Source organism: Acidocella sp. (assembly GCF_028687955.1).
Classification (GTDB): domain Bacteria; phylum Pseudomonadota; class Alphaproteobacteria; order Acetobacterales; family Acetobacteraceae; genus Acidocella.
In genome coordinates, this window is the sequence record NZ_JAQTZC010000042.1 from 1 (window position 1) to 19,756 (window position 19,756).

General features: G+C 64.5%; 21 protein-coding genes and 1 other RNA gene. 14 read left to right on the forward strand and 8 right to left on the reverse strand.

The annotated features are described in order from the left end of the window. Positions 1 to 119: 119 nt before the first annotated feature. From thiE to PHE40_RS07055, 4 genes are read right to left on the reverse strand one after another with little or no spacing between them, the layout of a single operon-like run. On the reverse strand, positions 120 to 761 hold the full coding sequence (gene thiE, locus PHE40_RS07040) for a thiamine phosphate synthase (protein WP_299960013.1): 642 nt from the start codon (positions 759 to 761) through the stop codon (positions 120 to 122). Further along, the gene (locus tag PHE40_RS07045) at positions 758 to 1,447 is read right to left on the reverse strand and encodes a VIT family protein (RefSeq protein ID WP_299960016.1); all 690 of its coding nucleotides are present in this window, start codon (positions 1,445 to 1,447) and stop codon (positions 758 to 760) included. Before PHE40_RS07045 ends, thiE begins: the two co-directional genes overlap by 4 nt. A 9-nt stretch (positions 1,448 to 1,456) precedes the next feature. Further along, positions 1,457 to 2,371, reverse strand: coding sequence for a class I fructose-bisphosphate aldolase (locus tag PHE40_RS07050; protein WP_299960018.1), 915 nt, complete (start codon positions 2,369 to 2,371; stop codon positions 1,457 to 1,459). A 55-nt stretch (positions 2,372 to 2,426) separates the two neighbouring features. After that, entirely contained in the window at positions 2,427 to 2,807 is a 381-nt protein-coding gene (locus PHE40_RS07055) for a hypothetical protein (protein ID WP_299960021.1), read from the reverse strand. 40 nt (positions 2,808 to 2,847) lie between these two features. Between PHE40_RS07055 and PHE40_RS07060 the strand changes: the two genes are divergently transcribed. The 3 genes from PHE40_RS07060 to ssrS all read left to right on the forward strand — a co-directional run bounded on the left by PHE40_RS07060 (position 2,848) and on the right by ssrS (position 3,526). Continuing rightward, entirely contained in the window at positions 2,848 to 3,048 is a 201-nt protein-coding gene (locus PHE40_RS07060; RefSeq protein WP_299960024.1) for a hypothetical protein, read from the forward strand. A gap of 4 nt (positions 3,049 to 3,052) precedes the next feature. Further along, complete coding sequence (locus PHE40_RS07065) at positions 3,053 to 3,361, forward strand: cell division protein ZapA (RefSeq protein ID WP_299960027.1); 309 nt, start codon at positions 3,053 to 3,055, stop codon at positions 3,359 to 3,361. 7 nt (positions 3,362 to 3,368) lie between these two features. Beyond that, a non-coding RNA gene (gene ssrS / locus PHE40_RS07070) (6S RNA) lies at positions 3,369 to 3,526 on the forward strand. A gap of 39 nt (positions 3,527 to 3,565) precedes the next feature. Here ssrS and ligA read toward each other — a convergent pair. Genes ligA through PHE40_RS07085 form a run of 3 tightly spaced genes read right to left on the reverse strand, consistent with a single transcriptional unit; the run spans position 3,566 to position 8,234 of the window. Next, on the reverse strand, positions 3,566 to 5,578 hold the full coding sequence (gene ligA, locus PHE40_RS07075; RefSeq protein WP_299960030.1) for an NAD-dependent DNA ligase LigA: 2,013 nt from the start codon (positions 5,576 to 5,578) through the stop codon (positions 3,566 to 3,568). After that, positions 5,575 to 7,254 (reverse strand): DNA repair protein RecN, encoded by a 1,680-nt coding sequence (recN, locus tag PHE40_RS07080; RefSeq protein WP_299960033.1) that lies wholly within the window; start codon positions 7,252 to 7,254, stop codon positions 5,575 to 5,577. The genes ligA and recN overlap by 4 nt, the downstream gene beginning before the upstream one ends. Positions 7,255 to 7,280: 26 nt before the next feature. After that, positions 7,281 to 8,234 carry an outer membrane protein assembly factor BamD gene (locus PHE40_RS07085; protein ID WP_299960036.1) on the reverse strand — a complete coding sequence of 318 codons (954 nt, stop codon included), beginning with the start codon at positions 8,232 to 8,234 and terminating at the stop codon, positions 7,281 to 7,283. Positions 8,235 to 8,449: 215 nt separating this feature from the next. Here PHE40_RS07085 and rpsA point away from each other — a divergent pair, with 215 nt between their 5' ends. From rpsA to pyrF, 4 genes are all read left to right on the forward strand, one after another. Beyond that, entirely contained in the window at positions 8,450 to 10,183 is a 1,734-nt protein-coding gene (rpsA, locus tag PHE40_RS07090; protein WP_299960039.1) for a 30S ribosomal protein S1, read from the forward strand. Between the two features lie 159 nt (positions 10,184 to 10,342). Beyond that, positions 10,343 to 10,666: an integration host factor subunit beta gene (locus PHE40_RS07095; RefSeq protein ID WP_299960042.1), complete on the forward strand. Its 324-nt coding sequence runs from the start codon at positions 10,343 to 10,345 to the stop codon at positions 10,664 to 10,666. 44 nt (positions 10,667 to 10,710) lie between these two features. Next, a complete protein-coding gene (locus PHE40_RS07100) occupies positions 10,711 to 10,947 on the forward strand; it encodes a LapA family protein (RefSeq protein ID WP_299960045.1) in 237 nt (78 codons plus the stop codon). Next, positions 10,947 to 11,642, forward strand: a complete 696-nt coding sequence (pyrF, locus tag PHE40_RS07105; protein WP_299960048.1) for an orotidine-5'-phosphate decarboxylase — start codon at positions 10,947 to 10,949, stop codon at positions 11,640 to 11,642. Before PHE40_RS07100 ends, pyrF begins: the two co-directional genes overlap by 1 nt. An 18-nt stretch (positions 11,643 to 11,660) precedes the next feature. Here the strand turns inward: pyrF and PHE40_RS07110 are convergent, their stop codons facing one another. After that, positions 11,661 to 12,068: a hypothetical protein gene (locus PHE40_RS07110; RefSeq protein WP_299960051.1), complete on the reverse strand. Its 408-nt coding sequence runs from the start codon at positions 12,066 to 12,068 to the stop codon at positions 11,661 to 11,663. A 238-nt stretch (positions 12,069 to 12,306) separates the two neighbouring features. Here PHE40_RS07110 and PHE40_RS07115 point away from each other — a divergent pair, with 238 nt between their 5' ends. The 7 genes from PHE40_RS07115 to PHE40_RS07145 all read left to right on the forward strand — a co-directional run bounded on the left by PHE40_RS07115 (position 12,307) and on the right by PHE40_RS07145 (position 19,475). Then, positions 12,307 to 12,636, forward strand: a complete 330-nt coding sequence (locus PHE40_RS07115; RefSeq protein WP_299960054.1) for a septum formation initiator family protein — start codon at positions 12,307 to 12,309, stop codon at positions 12,634 to 12,636. A gap of 234 nt (positions 12,637 to 12,870) precedes the next feature. Continuing rightward, complete coding sequence (gene pdhA / locus PHE40_RS07120; RefSeq protein WP_299960057.1) at positions 12,871 to 13,881, forward strand: pyruvate dehydrogenase (acetyl-transferring) E1 component subunit alpha; 1,011 nt, start codon at positions 12,871 to 12,873, stop codon at positions 13,879 to 13,881. A 3-nt stretch (positions 13,882 to 13,884) separates the two neighbouring features. Continuing rightward, positions 13,885 to 15,222, forward strand: a complete 1,338-nt coding sequence (locus tag PHE40_RS07125; protein WP_299960059.1) for a pyruvate dehydrogenase complex E1 component subunit beta — start codon at positions 13,885 to 13,887, stop codon at positions 15,220 to 15,222. 12 nt (positions 15,223 to 15,234) lie between these two features. Beyond that, a complete protein-coding gene (locus PHE40_RS07130; protein WP_299960062.1) occupies positions 15,235 to 16,497 on the forward strand; it encodes a pyruvate dehydrogenase complex dihydrolipoamide acetyltransferase in 1,263 nt (420 codons plus the stop codon). Positions 16,498 to 16,565: 68 nt separating this feature from the next. Beyond that, on the forward strand, positions 16,566 to 17,963 hold the full coding sequence (gene lpdA, locus PHE40_RS07135) for a dihydrolipoyl dehydrogenase (RefSeq protein ID WP_299960065.1): 1,398 nt from the start codon (positions 16,566 to 16,568) through the stop codon (positions 17,961 to 17,963). 63 nt (positions 17,964 to 18,026) lie between these two features. After that, entirely contained in the window at positions 18,027 to 18,977 is a 951-nt protein-coding gene (lipA, locus tag PHE40_RS07140; RefSeq protein ID WP_299960068.1) for a lipoyl synthase, read from the forward strand. Then, positions 18,978 to 19,475, forward strand: coding sequence for a type II toxin-antitoxin system RatA family toxin (locus tag PHE40_RS07145; RefSeq protein WP_299960071.1), 498 nt, complete (start codon positions 18,978 to 18,980; stop codon positions 19,473 to 19,475). Positions 19,476 to 19,756: the final 281 nt, after the last annotated feature.

Below are 19,756 nucleotides of genomic sequence, written 5' to 3' on the forward strand. Positions count from 1 at the left end.
TGATCAGGCTCTGGCCATTATTCTGAGGGCGATTCACGCTTTCGGCCCGCTCAGGAGAGCAAACCTCAAACGATCGCGCGCGAGCGCAGACAAAAACCAGGGGCGTTCCCCTGGTTTTTTTATTCGCCCGTTGCCGTAGCCTTAATGGCTTTGAGCATGGCCCGCACGCCCGCGCCCGGGCCTTCAGGGTGGTTCCATACCGCGCTGGCGACGGCGAGGAATTCGGCGCCCGCCCGCACCAGGGGCGCGCAGTTTGCGGCGGTAATCCCGCCGATGGCGACGCAGGGAATTTCCATGATCTCGGCCCAGGATTTGAGCGTGGAAATTTCCGCCATTGCGGGCGGCTCCTTGGTCGTGGTGGGAAAAAAGGCGCCAAACGCCACATAGTCAGCCCCGGCCTCGCCGGCTTCCATGGCCAGGTGCAGCGAGTTATGGCAGGTCACCCCCAGGGTGAGGTCACCAAGAATTTTGCGGGCTTGCGCGACTTTCATATCGCTCTGGCCGACATGAGCGCCGTCGCAACCGTGTTTCACCGCGAGGTCCGGACGGTCGTTGAGTAAAAAGGCGGCATCGCGTGACTGCACGACGGGGCGCAACCGTTCGATGGCTTTTTGCACCTCGGAATCGGGCGTGTCCTTCAATCGCAGTTGCACCGCGGCGACATCGCCGGCGTCAAGAGCGGCTTTGAGCTGGTCAGCGAAATTTCCGGGCAGCACCGGCGGGGTGATGAGGTAGAGGCGGCAATCAGGGGCGGCTGTCATGCGTAGGTTCCAAATAATGTGCCGGCGATGGCGGTGGTGGCCATGGCGGCCGCGCCCCAGAAGCAGACTCGCAGCGCGCTGCGCAGCACGGGGGCGCCGCCGCTATGCGCGGCCAGGGCGCCGAGCAGCGCCAAAAACAACAGCGAGGCGACGGCCACGCTGGGGATAAGCTCTGGCAGCGGGGCCAGGATGCTGGCCAGCAGCGGCAGCAGCGCGCCGCCGGAGAAGGAGATGGCGGAGGCGATGGCGGCCTGGCCGGGGCGGGCCTTCAGCTCTTCGGTGATGCCGAGTTCGTCGCGCGCATGTGTGCCTAGGGCATCATGCGCCATGAGCTGCCCGGCAACCTCGGCGGCGAGCGCCGGGGTGAGCCCGCGCCCGGCGTAGATTTTCGCCAGCTCCTCCAGCTCGGCATCATGGTCCTCCAGATGCACACGCTCCAGGGCAAGGTCCGCGGCTTCGATGTCGGCCTGGGAGTGTACGGAGACGAACTCCCCTGAGGCCATGGCCATGGCCCCGGCAAGCAGGCCCGAGACCCCGGCCACCAGCACGGATTGATGTGTGCCATGGGCGGCTGCCACCCCCAGCACCAGGCTGGCGGTGGAGAGAATCCCGTCATTCGCCCCCAGGACGGCGGCACGCAGCCAGCCGGTGCGGCCGGTGCGGTGGGTTCGCCTGGGGGCGATCATGCGTTAGACTCAGGCTTTGCCCTGGTAGATCTCGATGATTTTGGCGAGCATGGCCAGGGCTTCCTCGCGCGGGCGCTGGAAGGTGTTGCGCCCGATGATGGAGCCGTTGGCGCCGCCGTCACGCAAGGCGCGGACTTCGTCATACAGGCCATCGAGGCTCTTGGACTCGCCACCCGAGAACACGACGATGCGTTTGCCCGCGAAGCAGGACTGCACGATGTGCTCGATGCGCTTGGTCAGCGTGGAGCCGTCGATATTGGCGTAGGATTTCTTCGCGGCTTCCAGTGAGACCACGGCGGCCGGCGGCTTCACCTTGATGATGTGCGCACCCAGCAGGGCGGCCATGTGGGCGGCGTAGGCGCAGATGTCGAAGGCGGTTTCGGCGGCCTTGTCCAGCTCCGGCCCGCGCGGGTAGGACCAGATGACCACGGCGAGGCCGACGGCCTTGGCTTCCTCGGCCAGTTCGCGGATTTCCTCCATCAGGTCGAAGGCGAATTCGCTGCCCGGATAGATGGTGAAGCCAATGGCCGAGCAACCCAGGCGCAGCGCGTCGTTCACCGAGCCGGTGACGGCCTGGTTCTTGTCGGTGGCGAGCGAGTTGGAGGAGTTGACCTTCAGGATGGTCGGGATCGCGCCCGCGAAGGTGTCAGCGCCGGCTTCGAGCATGCCCAGCGGCGCGGCGTAGGCGGAGAGCCCGGCGTCGATCGCGAGCTTGAAGTGGTAATGCGGGTCGTATCCGGCGGGGTTGGGCGCGAAGGAGCGGGCCGGACCATGCTCGAAGCCCTGATCCACGGGGAGAATGACCAGCCTGCCGGTGCCGCCCAGCTTGCCGTGCATGAGAATGCGGGCGAGGTTGGTTTTGGTCCCGGGATTGTCGCTTTCATAATGCGACAGAATTTTTTTAACCCGCTGCGAAATATGCATGTTTGCTCCACCGTGTTGAAAACCTGGCCGGATGTAACGCATGGGTGCGTTATTGTCATCCGTCCAGCCAGGAATCCAGCCGTCTTATGGCGCCATTCAGGCGCAAATCGAGCGCGGGCGGGGCAAGCGGGAGCGCCAGCGCGCCCTGTGCCGCGGCAAGCTGCGCGACGAGGCTGAAAGCCGGTGCCGGCGCGTGCAGCACCACGCCGCCCAGGCCCAGGTGCAGCGCCTCCAGCGCGCGGCCGGGGGCGGAGCCGCAGTCCAGCAGCGCCGGGCCGGCAAAGCCCGCTGCCACCAGCAGCTCGCGCCACCACAGGCAACCGGCGAATTGCCCGGCACCGGGGGCGGAGAGCAGCGTGAGCGCCCGGCCGGGCGCCAGCGCCGCTTTGGCATCGGCGAGGCTATGCACGATCACCGCCGGGGGTAGGTTTATCATTTATTGACTTTTCATATCCGTGTCGGGTTGAATGGCTACCATGCCCGAGTCTGAGTCTGAAGACGAAATCCTGGAACGTATCGAAATTGCGCTGCGCAAGATCGCGGGGCTTGCTCAACCGGCCAAGCCGCCAGCAGGTCCTGAGTTTGACCGCGAGGCAGTGGCCCGTTCGCTTGACACGGTGATTGAACATTTGCGTGCCGGGCTGGATACGCCCGGATCAACCGGCCAGACGGAGTAACCCCATGGCGCAAGTGACTATCCGGATTAACGGCTATGTGTATACCGTCGGGTGCGAGGACGGTCAGGAGTCGCATCTGGAGCGCATGGCCGCCGAGATCGAGCAGCGGATCAACCACATCAAATCCATCGGCGGCCAGTCCGGCGAGGCGCGGTTGTTGATGCTGGCCTCGTTGCTGCTGGCCGATGAGCTGCACGATCTGCGCAACAACGTGCCCGCGCCGGTGGAAAAACCCAACCCGGAGCGCCGCGCCAGGCTGCGGCGTGTTGCCGCCCGCGCGGAAGAGATTGCAGCGGACCTGTTGGACGCCTAAGTAAGGGGTGGAGCTGCCCGGTTCGTCAGGCAAATCATCCCCAGGGCCGTAAGCATCTCCCTCGGGAGCTGGCTCTGTCCGGGCCTTGGTCCGGGTATCTGGCGCCCACCTGCACAAGCAGGCCTTGGGAGGATGTATAAAACCAACGGCCAGGGCGGCTCCGCAGTGCTGTTTGCAGACGTCACTTATGGCCCCGGCCGTGTTCTATAGCCCGGCGAGGGTGCGGAACTCATCCTCGCTTAAAATGTGCAGCCCCAGCTCGGCGGCTTTTTTGGCTTTTGATCCCGCGTCAGCCCCCACGACCACGTAATCGGTTTTTTTCGAGACCGATTCGGTGACCTTCGCGCCGAGCGATTCGGCGCGGGCTTTCGCCTCCGGCCGCGCCATCGAGAGTGTGCCGGTGAATACGATGGTCTTGCCGGCCAGAGGTGAATCAGCCCCCCCGGCGCTGGGGGCGTCGGTGATGGTGAGGCAGGCTTCCAGCGCATCCAGCGTGGCGAGGTTGTGCGGCTCGGCGAAGAACGAGGCGAGGTCGGTGGCGATTGCTGGGCCGATGCCGGAGATGGAGCCAAGCTCAAGCCGCGCATCCGAGCCGATTTCGGTGGCGGCCTGCATGTTTTGCCGCCAGTTGGCGTAGGAACCGTAGTGGCGGGCCAGCAGCTTCGCGTTGTTCTCGCCGACGCGGCGGATGCCCAGCGCGAAGATGAAGCGGGGCAGGGCGATGGTGCGCCGCGCCGCGATGGCGGCGATGAGGTTGGCGGCGGAGAGCTTGCCCCAGCCTTCACGGGCGGCGATTTCCGCCTCGTGTTCCGGCAGGCGGAAAATATCGGCGGCGGATTTTATCAGCCCGGCGTTGTAGAATTCCACAACGGTCTTCTCGCCGCAACCTTCGATGTCAAACGCGCCGCGCGCGCAGAAATGGATGAGCCGTTCGGTGACCTGCGCCGGGCAGGATAGCCCGCCGGTGCAGCGGCGCACGGCCTCGTCAGCGTCGCGCACGGCGAGGCTGCCGCACACCGGGCAATGCGTGGGGAAGACGAACGGCTTGGTGTGTTCGCCGCGTTTGAGCACGCCGAGGATTTGCGGGATGACATCGCCCGCGCGCTGCAACTCCACAATATCGCCGATGCGCACATCCTTGCGGGCGATTTCATCCTCGTTGTGCAATGTGGCGTATTGCACCAGCACCCCGCCGACATTCACCGGGGTTAAGCGCGCGCGCGGCGTGAGCGCGCCGGTGCGCCCGACCTGGATTTCGATATCTTCCAGCAAGGTGCTGGCCCGTTCGGCGGGGAACTTCCAGGCGATGGCCCAGCGCGGCGCGCGCCCGGCGAAGCCCAGGCGGTTCTGCAAGGCGATGTCGTTCAGCTTGTAGACCACACCGTCAATGTCATAGGGCAGTTTTGCCCGCGCGATGCCGATGCTGTTCTGGAAATCTTCCGCCGCGGCTTCGGAGATGAGTTGGGAAAGCGGGTTGACCGAAAATCCCCAGTCTTGCAGCCTTTGTAGATATTCCCAATGGGTTTGTGCAACCGGGGCGGCGGATTCACCTTGCGCGTAGGCAAACAGCGAGAGCTTGCGTTGCGCGGTGATGCTGGGGTCCAGCTGGCGCAGGCTGCCGGCGGCGGCGTTGCGCGGGTTGGCGAACTGCTTCTCCTGCGCCTCGTTGAGGGCCAGAAAATCCGCCTTGGTCATATATACCTCGCCGCGGATTTCGATGCGCGCGGGGGCATCCCCGGGCAAACTGAGTGGCAGAGATTTCAGCGTGAGCAGGTTGGCGGTGACATCCTCACCCTCGGTGCCGTCGCCGCGCGTGGCGGCGGCGGCGAATTTGTGATGCTCATAGGTGAGCGAGATGGAAAGCCCGTCGATCTTCGGCTCGGCGACAAACGCCAGCGGCGTCTCATCCAGCCCGAGAAACCGGCGGATGCGGGCGCAGAATTCGGGGAAATCCTCGGGGGCGAAGATGTTGTCCAGCGAGAGCATCGGCGTGGCGTGAATGATCTTCTTGAATTTGGGCGCTGGTTTCGCGCCGATCTCGGCCAGGGCCTCGGCGCCGCCGAGTTCGGGGTGTGCGGCCAGCAGCGCTTCCGCCTCGCGGCGCAGCGCGTCATAGGCGGCATCGCTCATCACCGGGGCGTCGTGCGTGTAATACGCGCGGTTGGCGGCGGCGATTTGTGCCATCAGCTCATCGAGGCGGGTTTTCGCGGAGGTCATGGCGCGAGCAGGCTTCCCGCCGCCTCGCGGGCGGCGTCGGTGATGATTTCTCCGGCCAGCATGCGGGCGATCTCCTCGCGGCGGGCTGGGCCGTCCAGCGTGTCAACCACGGTGAGCGCGCGCTCCCCCTCGATGCGCTTGGCGACGCGCAGTTGCGTGGCACCGCGGGCGGCCACCTGCGGCGAATGTGTGACGACGAGGACCTGCACATTGCGCGCGACGCGGGCGAGGCGCTCGCCCACGGCCGCGGCGGTCGCGCCGCCGATGCCGGAGTCCACCTCGTCAAAAATCAGGGTTTCCACTGCGCCGCTGCCGGTTAGCACCACTTTTAACCCCAGCATGAGCCGTGAGAGCTCGCCGCCCGAGGCGATTTTATCAAGCGCGCCGGGTGGCTCGCCTGGGTTTGTGCTGATGAGGAATTTAACCGAATCGGCCCCGCGCGGGCCCCAGCCGGCCTCGGGCAGCATGGTCCGCTCCACCAGGAAGCGGGCGCGCTCCAGCTTTAGCGGCGGCAGCTCGGCGGCCAGGGCTTGCATCAGATCCGCCCCGGCCTGTTCGCGCAGGCCCGAGAGCGCGGCGGCGGCCTCCACATAGGCGGCGCGCCGGGCGCTGGTCTCGCGGGTCAGCGCCGCGATGCCGGCGGTGCTGGTTTCCAGCGCGGCCAGTTTGGCGCGCAGCTCGGCGAGGAATTCCGGCAGCGAGACCACGGCAACGCCGTGCTTGCGCGCGGCGGCCCGCAGCGCGAACAGCCGCTCCTCGGTGGCCTCCAGGGCACGCGGGTCGGCCTCGGCCTCCAGCGCCAGGCGGCTGAGCAGGGTTTCCGCCTCGCTCACCGCTTCTTCCGCGCGCTCGATGGCGGCCATCGCCCCGGCGGCGGGATTTTCTCCGCCTGCAGGTGCCGCCACCCGCCCCAGCGCCCGCGCGGCGGCGCGCAGATGCGCCGCGGGGCCGGAGGCGCGGCGGTCCCGCGGGGTGAGTTCGGCCAGCGCGGCGGCGATGGCTTCGGCGCGCCGCTCGCCCGATTGCAGGCGCAGCCGTTCGGTTGCCAGCGCTTCCTCCTCGCCTGCCTGCGGGTTGAGGCGGGAGAGTTCATCCACCGCGTGACGCAGAAAATCTTCCTCGCGCGCGGCCTGGGCGATTTTCTCCTCCGCCTGCCGCAGGCGCGCGGCGGCATCCCGCCAGGATTTATGCGCCCCGGCCACGCGCTGGCGCATCTCTGGGGGCACGCCGAAGGTATCGAGCAGGAGTAGATGATTGGCCGGGTCGGCCAGGCCCACCTGCTCGTGCTGGCCTTGCACCTCGATCAGCAGCGCGCTCAGGGTCTTCAGGAAGTTCAGGCTGACCGGCTGGTCGTTCACCAGCGCGCGGGAGCGGCCATCTCGCGTGACGATGCGGCGCAGCAGGATCTCGGAGCCGGTGTCCAGCCCTTGTTCGCTCAGCAGTTCGCCCGCCGGGTGGCCGGGGGTGACCGAAAACGCCGCCGCCACCACCGCCTGGGCCGCGCCGGAGCGGATCAGCCCGGTGTCGGCACGCGCGCCAAGGGCCAGGCCGAGGCTGTCGAGCAAGATGGATTTACCCGCCCCGGTCTCGCCGGTGAGGGTGGTGAGACCAGCGGCAAAATGCAGGTCCAGCCGCTCGATCAGCACGACGTCGCGGATCGACAGACTGTTCAGCATTGCTTACCGCCCGCTTGGCATGGGCGTTAGAACGGCCAGTACCAGTGGTGTTTTTTCGTGGCCGGGGCGCTTTGCGTGGTATCCGCCGGGGGGGTGGTGGCGCTGGCGCCGGTGGCGGCGCCGCTTTGGTTTGGTGCGGCGGCACCGCTTTGGTCTGTGCCGGCAACCGGGGGTGGGGCGAGCAGGTGGTGCGCCTTCAAGGTGTTATAGGCGCTCTGGTACCAGCTGCTGCCGGGGTAGTTGTAGCCCAGCACGGAGGCGGTGCGTTGCGCGGCGCCGGTCAGCCCCAGGTTGAGATAGCATTCCACCAGCCGTTCCAGCGCTTCGGGCGTGTAGGTCGTGGTTTGGAAGCTGGTCACGATGTCCTGGTAGCGGCCGATGGCGGCGCCATAGAGATGCTGCTGCTCGTAGAAGCGGCCGATCACCATGTCGTGCCCGGCCAGGCGGTTGTTCGCCAGGCGCAGTTTGATGCGCGCATCAAGCGCGTAGCTGCTGTTGGGGAAGCGGGTGATCACGTCGTTAAGGGTCTGGATCGCTTCATACGTCGTGGTCTGGTCGCGCTGCACATCGTCGATCTGCTCGTAATAGCAGAGCGACTTCAGGTAATACGCATAAGCGGCGTCCGCGTCCTCGGGGTGCAGGCTGATGTAGCGGTTGAGCGAGCTGATCGCGTCGTCGTAATTCTGTTCCTTGTACTGGGAATATCCCGCCAGCAGCTCCGCATGGGTGGCCCAGGTGGAGTACGGATAGTTCTCGTCCACCTCGTTGAACAACTTCACCGCCTTCTCATAGTAGCCGTGCTGGGTCTGCGCCACGCCCTGGGCGTAGAGCACATCGGCCGGCGGCAGGGTGGCGCTGCTGGCATAGTCGCCGGTGTCGCGCGGCTTGCTGCTCTCAAGGGCGGAACAGCCGCCGAGGCACAGCAGCAGAGCCAGGGCGGGCAGGGAGGTGCGGAGGGAAGCGGCGTGAAAATTTGTCATTGTGACCGGCTTATAGCAGTTAAAACGCGAACGCGAAGCCGCCCCGGACAACCCGCGGCGGGAAAACTTGACTCCACCGGGTTTAGGGGTATGAGACCGCCATTCACTTAACCGGACTTGGCCAGGGGATTGCCCCGCCAGGCTCTAGCCGTTGCCCCAGCCGGGCCGCGCATACCACCGGGCAACCGCCCGCATTCAAGGACATACCCAGCCTCATGGCTTCCATTTCACCTGCTCTCCGCCATTCCGACGCTCCCGCCTATTCCGGCGCCGATGATTTTGCTGCCCTCCTGGATTCCTCGCTTGGCGCCAATGCCGGGTTTGAAGGTTCCGTCGTTTCCGGCACCGTGCTCCGGATTGATGATGATTTCGTGATCGTCGATGTCGGCCTGAAGAGCGAAGGCCGCGTGCCGCTGCGCGAATTCGCCCCCGTCGGCGCCAAGCCGGAAGTGAACAAGGGCGATGTGTTCGATCTGTATATCGAGCGCTATGAAGATAAAGACGGCTCCATGGTCCTCAGCCGCGAAAAAGCGCGGCGCGAGGAATCCTGGACCCAGCTTGAGAAGGCCTTTGAGGCGCAGACCCGCGTGAACGGCGTGATCCATGGCCGCGTCAAGGGCGGTTTCACGGTTGATCTCGGCGGCGCTACCGCGTTCCTGCCCGGCTCCCAGGTTGATATCCGCCCGGTGCGCGATGTCGGCCCGCTTATGGGCGTGGCCCAGCCGTTCCAGATTTTGAAGATGGACCGTCAGCGCGGCAACATCGTGGTCTCGCGCCGCGCCGTGCTGGAGGAAACCCGTGCCGAGCAGCGCTCCGAGCTGATCCTTGGCCTGAAGGAGGGCCAGATCCTCGACGGCGTGGTGAAGAACATCACCGATTACGGCGCCTTCGTGGACCTCGGTGGCGTCGACGGCCTGCTGCATGTCACCGACATCGCCTGGAAGCGCATCAACCACCCGGCCGAGGCTCTGGTCATCGGCCAGCCGGTCAAGGTGCAGGTCATCCGCTTCAACGCCGACACGCAGCGCATTTCGCTGGGCATGAAGCAGCTTGAGGCCGATCCCTGGGAAGGCGTTGACGCCAAGTATCCGCCCGGCATCAAGGTTTCCGGCCGCGTCACCAACATCACCGACTACGGCGCCTTCGTGGAGCTGGAGCCCGGCGTCGAGGGCCTGGTGCATGTGTCCGAGATGTCCTGGACCAAGAAGAACGCGCATCCCGGCAAGATCGTCTCGACCAGCCAGGAAGTGGATGTGGTGGTGCTCGATGTCGACGCTTCCAAGCGCCGCATTTCGCTCGGCCTGAAGCAGGTCTCGCGCAACCCCTGGGAAGAGTTCCAGGATGCGCATCCGATCGGGTCCATCGTCGAGGGCGAGATCCGCAACATCACCGAGTTCGGCCTGTTCGTGGCCGTTGGCGCCGAAATCGACGGCATGATCCACATGTCCGACCTGTCCTGGGAAGATGCCGGCGAGACCGCCATCACTAAGTACAACAAGGGCGACGTGGTGAAGGCCAAAGTGCTCGATATCGATGTCGAGAAAGAGCGCATCAGCCTCGGCATCAAGCAGCTTGAGGTCGACCCGGCCGCCGGCGTGCTGGACAAGATCCACAAGGGCCAGATTGTCACCTGCATTGTCACGGCCGTTCAGGCCAATGGCATCGAGGTGAAGGTTGACGACGTGCTGACCGGCTTCATCCGCCGTGCCGAACTGGCCCGCGACAAGGCCGAACAGCGCACCGAGCGCTTCTCGGTGGGCGATGCCGTTGATGCGAAGATCACCGCGGTGGACCGTGCGGCCCGCAAGCTGCAGTTGACCATCAAGGGCAAGGAGATCGACGAGGACAAGTCGGCCGTGGCCGAATTCGGCTCCTCGGACTCCGGCGCCTCGCTGGGCGACATCCTGGGGGCTGCGATTCGCCGCCGTAACCAGTCGAACGACGAGTAATCCCGCCGCAACCTGTGGTGGATTGGACGAGGCCCGGCGGCACACCCGCCGGGCTTTTTTTGTGTGTGGTTAAAAAATCCCCTGTTCACAATAAGTTATTGACCAGATCGTGCGCTCCTGGCATCGTTGCGCAGGGTGGGAGACAGGTGGGAGGGTTGAATGACACGTTCTGAGCTGATCGCCGGGTTGGCGGAGGATAATCCACATCTGACTATTGCGGATGTGGAGCGCATTGTGGCGACTTTATTTGATGAAATGACCATCGCGCTGGCGCGTGGGGAGCGCGTGGAGCTGCGCGGATTTGGCGCCTTCACCGTGAAACGGCGCAGTGCCCGCGCCGGGCGCAATCCGCGCACCGGGGAGACCGTGGAAGTGGCGCAGAAATCGGTTCCCTTCTTCAAGGCGGGCAAGGAACTGCGCGAGCGCGTCAACAAGCCGCCGGCAGCGCCCAATGGTAAAAAGAACGGCGGAGCAAAAGCCTGAAAATTTTCAAAAGCATCGCCGGGTTCCTGGTTCTGCTGGTCCTGGTGATTTTCCTGCTCTCCAACCGGGTGGCGGCGCTGGTCAGCTTCTGGCCGTTCGGCCAGGTGGCGGCCTGGCCACTGGGCGCGCTGGTGCTGGTGGCGCTGGTGCTGGGGTTTCTGCTGGGGCTGGCGTTTCATCTGCCGCACCGCTTTGCCCTGAACCGCCGCGCCAAGCGGGCCGAGAACCGCGCGGCCGAACTGGAAGCACGCAACGCCCCGCCGCCGCCAGTCTCGTTCTGATGCGCCGTCTGATCGCCGCGATCGACACGCCCGATGCCGCGAAGGCGGCGGTGCTGGTGCGCGAGGTGGCGCCGCATTGCGGGCTGGTGAAGCTGGGGCTGGAGTTTTTTCTTCGCCATGGCGCGCCGGGATACCGCGAGGTGGCGCAGGAGCAGCCGGTGTTCCTGGACCTCAAGCTGCACGACATTCCCAACACGGTGGCGGGTGCCGTGCGCTCATTGCTGCCGCTGGCGCCGCAGATGCTCACCATCCATGCCGCGGGCGGCGGCGCGATGGTGGCGGCGGCGGTGGAGGCCGCCGGGGCAGCGCCGCACCGGCCGAAAATTCTGGCGGTGACGGTGCTCACCAGCCTCGATGCCCGCGCGCTGCATGAGATTGGCGTGGCTGGCGGCACCACGCAGCAGGTTTTGCGGCTGGCGCGGCTGGCGCTGGAAAACGGCGCGGACGGGTTGATCTGTTCGCCGCATGAAATCGCGCGGCTGCGCGACGCCTTTGGCGAAAAGCCGCTCCTTGTCGTGCCGGGCATCCGCCCGGTGGGCGCGGCCCTGGGGGACCAGGCGCGCGTGATGACGCCAGAGGAGGCGGTGATGGCGGGCGCTGATTATATTGTGGTGGGCCGGCCTGTCACCGGGGCGCCAGATCCAGGTGCGGCGGCGGCGGGTATTGCCGCCGCCATACGCGGGTTGCGGGGCTGAGCGCCCCGCCGGTTCAGGTTACGGTGTGATGGTGATGGACGGCGGGGTGACATAGATTCCAGGCGGCGGCGCCGCGTAAACCGGTGGCGGCGCGTAGTACATCGGCGGCGGCGGGGGGGCGTAATAGCCGTAGCCGGGGCCAAAGCCGGCAAACCAGTGCCAGTGCCCTTCGCCATCGAACCAGCCGTGATGCGCATCGTCGTCATGCCGCCAGCCGCCATCATAACGGCGCCAGCCGTTATTGCCCTGCCAGCCGCCATGCTCGCCGCCGTCTCCGCCACCATGGCCGTGCCAGTCGCCGCCGTCTCCGCCATCATGACCGTGCCAGCCGCCGTCTCCATGCCCGTCAGCCATTGCGCCATGCGCGCCGATAAACGCGGTGCCACCGAGTAGCGCGGCGCAAAACGCAAGATATTTCAGTTTCATATAAAAGAGTCTCCAAGCTCTTGTCGCCAGATATTGGGAGCCGCCGTGGTTAATTCAGGATTAAAATGAGGTGAAATCATGGCTTATTGCAGATTTAACGGTTTCCCCACCCAGCAAGCACTTCCGCGTTTTTCTGAGGAATTTGTTAAAATCAGGGGGGTATGAGCAAAAGTGCTTGCGAAACCAGCCCGCTTGGGACAGACTCGGCCGTGCTGGCTGTTTCTTTTTTTGTCGAGGGATGATTTTGCTTCGCGCCATAAAATACCGCCTGCGCAGCTATCTGCCGCCGGCCATTTTTCTCGCCATTTCCGGCTATTTCGGCTGGAACGCCATGCATGGTAAAAGCGGGCTGGAGGCGCAGAACGTGCAACTTGCCGAGCTCGCCCAGGCGCAACAGGCCTTCAACGCGGCTGATACCGAGCGCCAGCAATGGGAGGTGCGGATCGCCGATCTTTCGGGGCGGTCGATTTCGCAGGATATGCTTGATGGCCAGGCGCGCAAGGTGCTGAATTTGGCCAACCCGAATGACCTCGTCATTGATCTGCCGCAGAATAAAAGCGCTGAATAATCGGTTTTTTTTTGGCGTGTCTTGAGTTTTTGTTGACAAGATATCGCAGCTAAACGAAATTTTGTTTCGTTCTGGAGGCCTACTCTTAGCTGTTGCAAGAAACTTAACCATTTTGTGGTTAAGTGTGTTTTTTACAGGCTATGCGAGGGGGATTCGTAAACGTCACACTTGCGCGGCGTGGCTGCTTGAGCATAGTGGCAGGCAACACCCTAGAAACCAAACGAGGAGCCTCCAATGGCCGTGACCCCGGAAAAAACGAAACGAGGCAAGAAGCCCGCTGTCTCGATGGACAGGGACGAGTTGTTCGCCGCTTACGCCAGCATGCTGCTGATCCGCCGCTTCGAGGAAAAAGCCGGCCAGCTCTACGGCATGGGGCTGATCGCGGGGTTCTGCCATCTCTACATCGGCCAGGAGGCTGTCGTGGTCGGCATGCAGCACTGCATCGAACAGGGCGATGAGGTTATCACCTCGTATCGCGACCATGGCCATATGCTGGCCTGCGGCATGGACCCCAACGGCGTGATGGCGGAATTGACCGGGCGTTCGGGCGGCTATTCGCGCGGCAAGGGTGGCTCCATGCACATGTTCAGCAAGGAGAAGGGGTTTTTTGGCGGCCACGGCATTGTCGGCGCGCAGGTTTCGCTGGGCGCCGGGCTCGGCTTCTCCAACTGGTACCGCGAGAACGACCGTGTGTCGTTGACGTATTTCGGTGAGGGCGCCTCCAACCAGGGGCAGGTTTATGAGAGCTTCAACCTCGCCAGCCTGATGAAGCTGCCGGTTGTGTTCATCATCGAGAACAACCGCTACGCCATGGGCACCAGCGTTGAGCGCGCCTCCGCCTCGCGCGACCTTTCGCTCAACGGCGTGCCCTGGGGCATGCCCAGCCTGGCGGTGGACGGCATGGACGTGCTGGCCGTGAAAGCCGCGGGCGAGCAGGCCGTGGCGCATTGCCGCGCGGGCAAGGGGCCGTTTCTGCTGGAGATGAAGACCTACCGCTACCGCGGGCATTCGATGTCCGACCCCGCGAAATACCGCACCCGCGAGGAGGTGCAGCGCATGCGCGCCGAGCATGATCCGCTGGATTCCGCCAAGAAGCACCTGGAAGAACTCGGCATTACCGAGGCGGAGATGAAAAAACTGGACGACGACATCAAGCTGCGCGTGCAGGCGGCGGCGGATTTCGCCCAGGCCTCGCCCGAGCCTGATCCCTCTGAACTATGGACTGATATTCTGGTGGGAGTTTAAACCATGGCGACTGATATTCTGATGCCCGCCCTCTCGCCCACCATGACCTCGGGGAAGTTGAGCAAATGGCTTAAGCAGCCGGGCGATACCGTGAAATCTGGCGATGTGCTGGCCGAGATCGAGACCGACAAGGCCACCATGGAGGTGGAAGCGGTTGATGAGGGTGTGCTCTCGAAGATTGTGGTGCCCGAGGGTACCGAAGGGGTCGCGGTGAATGCCGTCATCGCCGTGCTGAACGCCGATGAGGCGAGCGCCGCCCCGGCAACGCCGGCCGCCGTCGCGCCCGTGGCCGCAACACCAGCCGCCCCCGCGGTGGCAAAGCCGGTGGCCGCGCCGCAAAATCTCAGCGAGCCGGCGTGGGGCGAGACCAAACCCACCACCGTGCGCGAGGCGTTGCGCGAGGGCATGGTGCTGGAGATGCGCGCCGATGCCGATGTGTTCCTGATGGGCGAGGAAGTCGCGCAGTATCAGGGCGCGTATAAAATCAGCCAGGGTATGCTGGATGAATTCGGCCCGCGCCGGGTCATCGACACGCCGATCACCGAACATGGCTTCACCGGCATGGCCGTGGGCGCGGCGATGAACGGGCTGAAGCCGATCGTTGAGTTCATGACTTTCAACTTCGCCATGCAGGCGATCGACCAGATCATCAACTCCGCTGCCAAAACCTTGTATATGTCAGGCGGGCAGATGGGCTGCCCCATCGTCTTCCGCGGCCCCAATGGTGCGGCGGCGCGCGTGGGCGCGCAGCACTCGCAGTGCTATGCCTCGTGGTATGCGCATTGCCCCGGGCTGAAGGTGGTGGCGCCGTGGAATGCGGCCGATGCCAAGGGGCTGATGCGCGCGGCCATTCGTGATCCCAACCCGGTCATCTTCCTGGAGAACGAGATCCTCTATGGCCAGACTTTTGATTGCCCGGTTTCGGAGGATTTCATCCTCCCCATCGGCAAGGCGAAGATTGAGCGCGCTGGTTCGGATGTGACCATCATCGCCTTCTCGATCATGGTCGATGTCGCGCTGAAGGCCGCCGAGGCGCTGGCCGAGCAGGGGATTTCCGCCGAGGTCATCAACCTGCGCACCATCCGCCCGCTGGATATCGAGACGATCATCACCAGCGTGAAAAAAACCAGCCGCGTGGTGAGCGTGGAAGAGGGCTGGCCGTTCGCCGGCATCGGCTCGGAAATCTGCATGACGGTGGTGGAGCATTGCTTCGACTGGCTGGATGCCCCGCCGGTGCGCGTGGCCGGGCTGGATGTGCCGATGCCCTATGCCGCAAACCTGGAAAAACTAGCGCTGCCGCAACCCAACTGGGTGGTGGACGCGGTCAAGAAACTTTTTTGAGGAGGGCGAGACATGTCCACCAATATTCTGATGCCGGCTCTCTCGCCCACCATGACCACGGGCAAGCTCGCGAAATGGCTGAAAAAAGAGGGCGATGAGGTTAAATCCGGCGATATTCTGGCCGAGATCGAGACCGACAAGGCGACCATGGAAGTAGAAGCCGTGGACGAAGGCTTTATCGCGAAAATTCTGGTGCCCGACGGTACGGACGGCGTGGCGGTGAACGAGGTCATCGCCATTCTCACCGCAACCAAGGGTGAAGCGCTCTCCGCTCCCAAGGCGGCGGCGTCTGCCCCCGTGGCGACGGCACCTATGGTTGCGGCCGTGGCGGCGCCTGTGGCCCCGGCCCCGGTTCAGGCGGCTAACGATGAGAGGGTTTTTGCCTCCCCGCTGGCCCGGCGCATCGCCAAGCAGTCCGGCGTGGACCTCTCGCGCATCAAGGGCTCCGGCCCGAACGGGCGGATCGTGAAGGCTGATCTGGACAAGGCGCCGGCGGTGGCCCCCGCCCCCGTGTCCGCGGCCCCCGTGGCGGCGGCGCCCGCGCCCAAGCCTGCGGCGCCGGCCCCGGTCATCACAGGCGCCTATAAGGCGGTGCCCAATTCCACCATGCGCAAGGTCATCGCCCGGCGCCTCACGGAATCCAAGCAGAGCGTGCCGCATTTCTATCTCAACAGCCATATCGAGATCGATGCGCTGCTGAAGCTGCGCGCCGAGCTGAACGCGCGCTCCCCCAAGGAGGGGCCGGGCAGCTTCAAGCTTTCGGTCAATGACCTTATCATCAAGGGCTGCGCCTTGGCGCTGCGCCGCCACCCGAATGTGAACGCCAGCTACACCGAAGACGCCATTTTGCTCTATGACGATGTGGACATCTCCATCGCCGTCGCCATTCTGGACGGGCTGATCACCCCGATCATCCGCAAGGCCGATGAGCGGGGGCTGCCCTCCATCAGCAATGCGATGAAGGATCTCGGCGCGCGGGCAAAGGCCGGCAAGCTCAAGCCCGAGGAGTTCCAGGGCGGCGGCTTCTCCATCTCCAACCTGGGCATGTTCGGCATCCCGGATTTCACCGCGATCATCAACCCGCCGCAGGCCGCGATTTTGGCCGTGGGCGCGGGCGAGAAGCGCGCGGTTGTGAAGGATGACCAGATCGTCATCGCCACGATGATGACCGTGACCCTCTCGGTCGACCACCGCGTGGTGGACGGCGCTCTGGGCGCGCAATTCCTTGCCACGCTCAAGGGCCTGCTGGAAGACCCGATGGGCCTGCTACTTTAGCTAACTGGGAACCAATTTCGATCTGGGGCAAGCTCCCTGGTTACGACACATAATTATAGGAGCCAGCCATGGCGGATGAGTTCGATCTGATAGTTGTCGGCGGCGGGCCGGGTGGGTATGTCGCGGCGATCCGCGCCGCCCAGCTCAAGCTGAAGGTGGCGGTGGTGGAGGCCAAGCATCTGGGCGGCATCTGCCTCAACTGGGGCTGCATCCCCACCAAGGCGCTGCTGCGCTCCTCGGAGGTGAACCACCTGCTGCATAACCTGGGCGAGTTCGGGTTTTCGGCCGATAACATCCAGTTCGACCTGGATAAGATCGTGAAGCGCTCGCGCGGCGTCTCCAAGCAGCTCTCCTCGGGCATCGCGCATCTGCTCAAGAAGAACAAGGTGACCGTGGTGGAGGGCTACGGCCGGCTCACCGGCGGCGGGCACCTGGCGGTGAACGGGGCGGACGGCAAGCCGAAAGCCATGCTGCACGCGCCGCACATCATCCTCGCCACCGGGGCGCGCCCGCGCCAGATCCCCGGCATCGAGGCGGACGGCCAGCTCATCTGGTCCTATTTCGAGGCGATGGTGCCAGCCGCCATGCCAAAATCGCTGCTGGTCATCGGCTCGGGCGCCATCGGCATCGAGTTCGCCAGCTTCTACCGCAACATGGGCGCCGAGGTGACCGTGGTGGAAATGATGGACCGCGTGCTGCCGGTGGAGGATGCCGAAATCTCCGCCCTGGCGCGCAAATCCTTCGAGAAGCAGGGTATGAAGATCATCACCTCCGCCAATGTGAAGGGTGTGGTGAAGGGCACGGACAATGTGACCGTGACCGTGGAAGCGGGCGGCAAGGAGCAGCAGATCACCGTGGACCGGGTGATCGCGGCGGTCGGCATTGTTGGCAATGTCGAGAATCTCGGCCTTGAGGGCACCAAGGTGAAGGTTGAGCGCACGCATATCGTGGTGGACGGCTTCGGGCGTACCGGCGAGCCGGGAGTTTATGCCATTGGCGATGTCGCCGGGCCGCCGTGGCTGGCGCACAAGGCCAGCCATGAGGGCGTGGTCTGCGTCGAGCACATCGCGGGCAAAAACCCGCACCCGTTCGAGACCGGCAACATCCCCGGCTGCACCTACTGCCGCCCGCAGGTGGCCAGCGTGGGGCTGACCGAGGCGAAGGCGAAAGAGGCGGGCCATGAGTTGAAGATCGGCCGCTTCCCCTTCATCGGCAACGGCAAGGCGATCGCCATGGGCGAGCCGGAAGGGCTGATCAAGACCATCTTCGATGCCAAAACCGGCGAGTTGCTGGGCGCGCATATGATCGGCGCCGAGGTGACGGAGATGATCCAGGGTTATGTCATCGCCCGGCAGCTCGAGACCACCGAGGCGGAGCTGATGCACACCGTCTTCCCCCACCCGACCATCAGTGAAGCCATGCATGAGTCGGTGCTTGACGCCTACGGCCAGGTTATACATTTCTAGTGCATGCCACCCCCAGGCGCCTGGCGCTTGGGGGGGTTGCCGGGCACTGATAGAAAGCACGCCATGAGCACCCGTATCGAGATCGACCACCGCGTCCGCCACCCGGAGAAACAGGGCCGCCCGGATAACCCGATCAGCCGCAAACCGGCCTGGATTCGGGTGAAGGCGCCCACCAGCCCCGTGTATCATGAGACGCGGGCGCTGATGCGCGATAAGAAGCTCTCCACCGTGTGCGAGGAAGCCGCCTGCCCTAACATCGGCGAATGCTGGTCGCAGCGCCATGCCACCATGATGATCATGGGCGATATCTGCACCCGCGCCTGCGCCTTTTGTAATGTGAGCACCGGTGTTCCCGCCGCGCTGGACACCGATGAACCCCGCCGCGTGGCCGAGGCCGTCGCCACGCTGGGGCTGCGCCATGTGGTCATCACCTCGGTGGACCGCGACGACGTGGCCGATGGCGGGGCCGCGCATTTTGCCGCCGTCATCGCCGCGGTGCGCGCGGCGGCGCCTGCAACCACCATCGAAATTCTCACGCCCGATTTTTTACGCAAGCCCGGCGCGCTGGAAGTTGTCGTCGCCGCCCGACCGGATGTGTTCAACCACAATCTGGAGACCGTGCCCCGGCTCTACCCCTCCATCCGCCCTGGCGCGCGCTACTATCAATCCTTGCGCCTGCTCGACCGGGTGAAGCAGCTCGACCCTGATATCTTCACCAAATCCGGCCTCATGGCCGGGCTGGGCGAGGCCAAGCCGGAAATCGGCCAGGTGATGGACGATCTGCGCATCGCCGATGTCGATTTCCTCACCATCGGCCAATATCTGCAACCCACGGTGAAGCACGCGGCGGTGGACCGCTTCGTGACGCCGGAGGCGTTCGAGGAATACGCGCTGATGGCGCGAGTCAAAGGCTTTTTGCAGGTCTCGGCGACACCGCTCACCCGCAGCTCCTATCATGCGGACTCAGACTTCGCCGCCCTGCGTGAGGCACGCGCCCGCAAATTGGTGGCCTAGATGCCCACCTACACCGAAAAGAAGCTGGTCCCTTATACCCCGGCGCAGCTCTCGGCGCTGGTGGCCGATGTCGGTAAATACCCGCAGTTTCTGCCCTGGTGCGCCGGTGCGCGCATCCGCAGCCATGTTGATAATGTGCTGGTCGCTGATCTGAGCATCGGCTTTGGCCCGTTCCGCGAGAGCTTCACCTCCCGCGTGACGATTCTGCCGCAGGATGCCGAGGGGGTTTACGAGATCAAGGTGCAATACCAGAACGGCCCGTTCAAATATCTCAACAACAGCTGGCGTTTTGCCCCGTACCCGCAGGGCTGCCTGGTGGATTTCTACGTCGATTTCGAATTCCGCAACGTGATTCTGCAAAAAGCCGTCGGCGTCGTGTTCACCGAGGCGGTGCATCGCATGGTCGCGGCATTCCTCAAGCGCGCCGGCACGGTATACGGCCCGCCGGCGCAGGCGGCTGAGGGCCAGCCACTCCCGCTCGGTATCACAGGCAAGTAGGCTGGCTTTCCTTAGAGTGCGATCGCTTGAGGTTCGCTCAGCCAAGCGAGCCGAAAGCGTGAATCGCCCTCAGAAAAATGGCTGGAGCCGGATCACGCCTAAACCAATCATACCAGCCCGCCACCAAACCCAGAGAGTCAAGCTCTTGGCGGGCTGGTATAAGCCGTTGCCTTGCGGCGTGGCTTGGCCGGTTTTGCCGCCAGCAGCGGCGCCAGAAACCGCCCGGTGTGGCTCGCCTTGTTGGCGGCAATATCCTCCGGCGTGCCGGTGGCGATAATGCG

Coding starts and splice junctions, on each gene's coding strand:
- PHE40_RS07130 (WP_299960062.1), top strand. CDS start 15,235: ATGTCCACCAATATTCTGATGCCGGCTCTCTCGCCCACCATGACCACG.
- PHE40_RS07065 (WP_299960027.1), top strand. CDS start 3,053: ATGGCGCAAGTGACTATCCGGATTAACGGCTATGTGTATACCGTCGGG.
- PHE40_RS07110 (WP_299960051.1), bottom strand. CDS start 12,068: ATGAAACTGAAATATCTTGCGTTTTGCGCCGCGCTACTCGGTGGCACC.
- PHE40_RS07095 (WP_299960042.1), top strand. CDS start 10,343: ATGACACGTTCTGAGCTGATCGCCGGGTTGGCGGAGGATAATCCACAT.
- ligA (WP_299960030.1), bottom strand. CDS start 5,578: ATGACCTCCGCGAAAACCCGCCTCGATGAGCTGATGGCACAAATCGCC.
- pdhA (WP_299960057.1), top strand. CDS start 12,871: ATGGCCGTGACCCCGGAAAAAACGAAACGAGGCAAGAAGCCCGCTGTC.
- PHE40_RS07085 (WP_299960036.1), bottom strand. CDS start 8,234: ATGACAAATTTTCACGCCGCTTCCCTCCGCACCTCCCTGCCCGCCCTG.
- lipA (WP_299960068.1), top strand. CDS start 18,027: ATGAGCACCCGTATCGAGATCGACCACCGCGTCCGCCACCCGGAGAAA.
- PHE40_RS07125 (WP_299960059.1), top strand. CDS start 13,885: ATGGCGACTGATATTCTGATGCCCGCCCTCTCGCCCACCATGACCTCG.
- rpsA (WP_299960039.1), top strand. CDS start 8,450: ATGGCTTCCATTTCACCTGCTCTCCGCCATTCCGACGCTCCCGCCTAT.
- PHE40_RS07050 (WP_299960018.1), bottom strand. CDS start 2,371: ATGCATATTTCGCAGCGGGTTAAAAAAATTCTGTCGCATTATGAAAGC.
- PHE40_RS07045 (WP_299960016.1), bottom strand. CDS start 1,447: ATGATCGCCCCCAGGCGAACCCACCGCACCGGCCGCACCGGCTGGCTG.
- PHE40_RS07055 (WP_299960021.1), bottom strand. CDS start 2,807: ATGATAAACCTACCCCCGGCGGTGATCGTGCATAGCCTCGCCGATGCC.
- lpdA (WP_299960065.1), top strand. CDS start 16,566: ATGGCGGATGAGTTCGATCTGATAGTTGTCGGCGGCGGGCCGGGTGGG.
- PHE40_RS07115 (WP_299960054.1), top strand. CDS start 12,307: ATGATTTTGCTTCGCGCCATAAAATACCGCCTGCGCAGCTATCTGCCG.
- pyrF (WP_299960048.1), top strand. CDS start 10,947: ATGCGCCGTCTGATCGCCGCGATCGACACGCCCGATGCCGCGAAGGCG.
- recN (WP_299960033.1), bottom strand. CDS start 7,254: ATGCTGAACAGTCTGTCGATCCGCGACGTCGTGCTGATCGAGCGGCTG.
- PHE40_RS07060 (WP_299960024.1), top strand. CDS start 2,848: ATGCCCGAGTCTGAGTCTGAAGACGAAATCCTGGAACGTATCGAAATT.
- PHE40_RS07145 (WP_299960071.1), top strand. CDS start 18,978: ATGCCCACCTACACCGAAAAGAAGCTGGTCCCTTATACCCCGGCGCAG.
- thiE (WP_299960013.1), bottom strand. CDS start 761: ATGACAGCCGCCCCTGATTGCCGCCTCTACCTCATCACCCCGCCGGTG.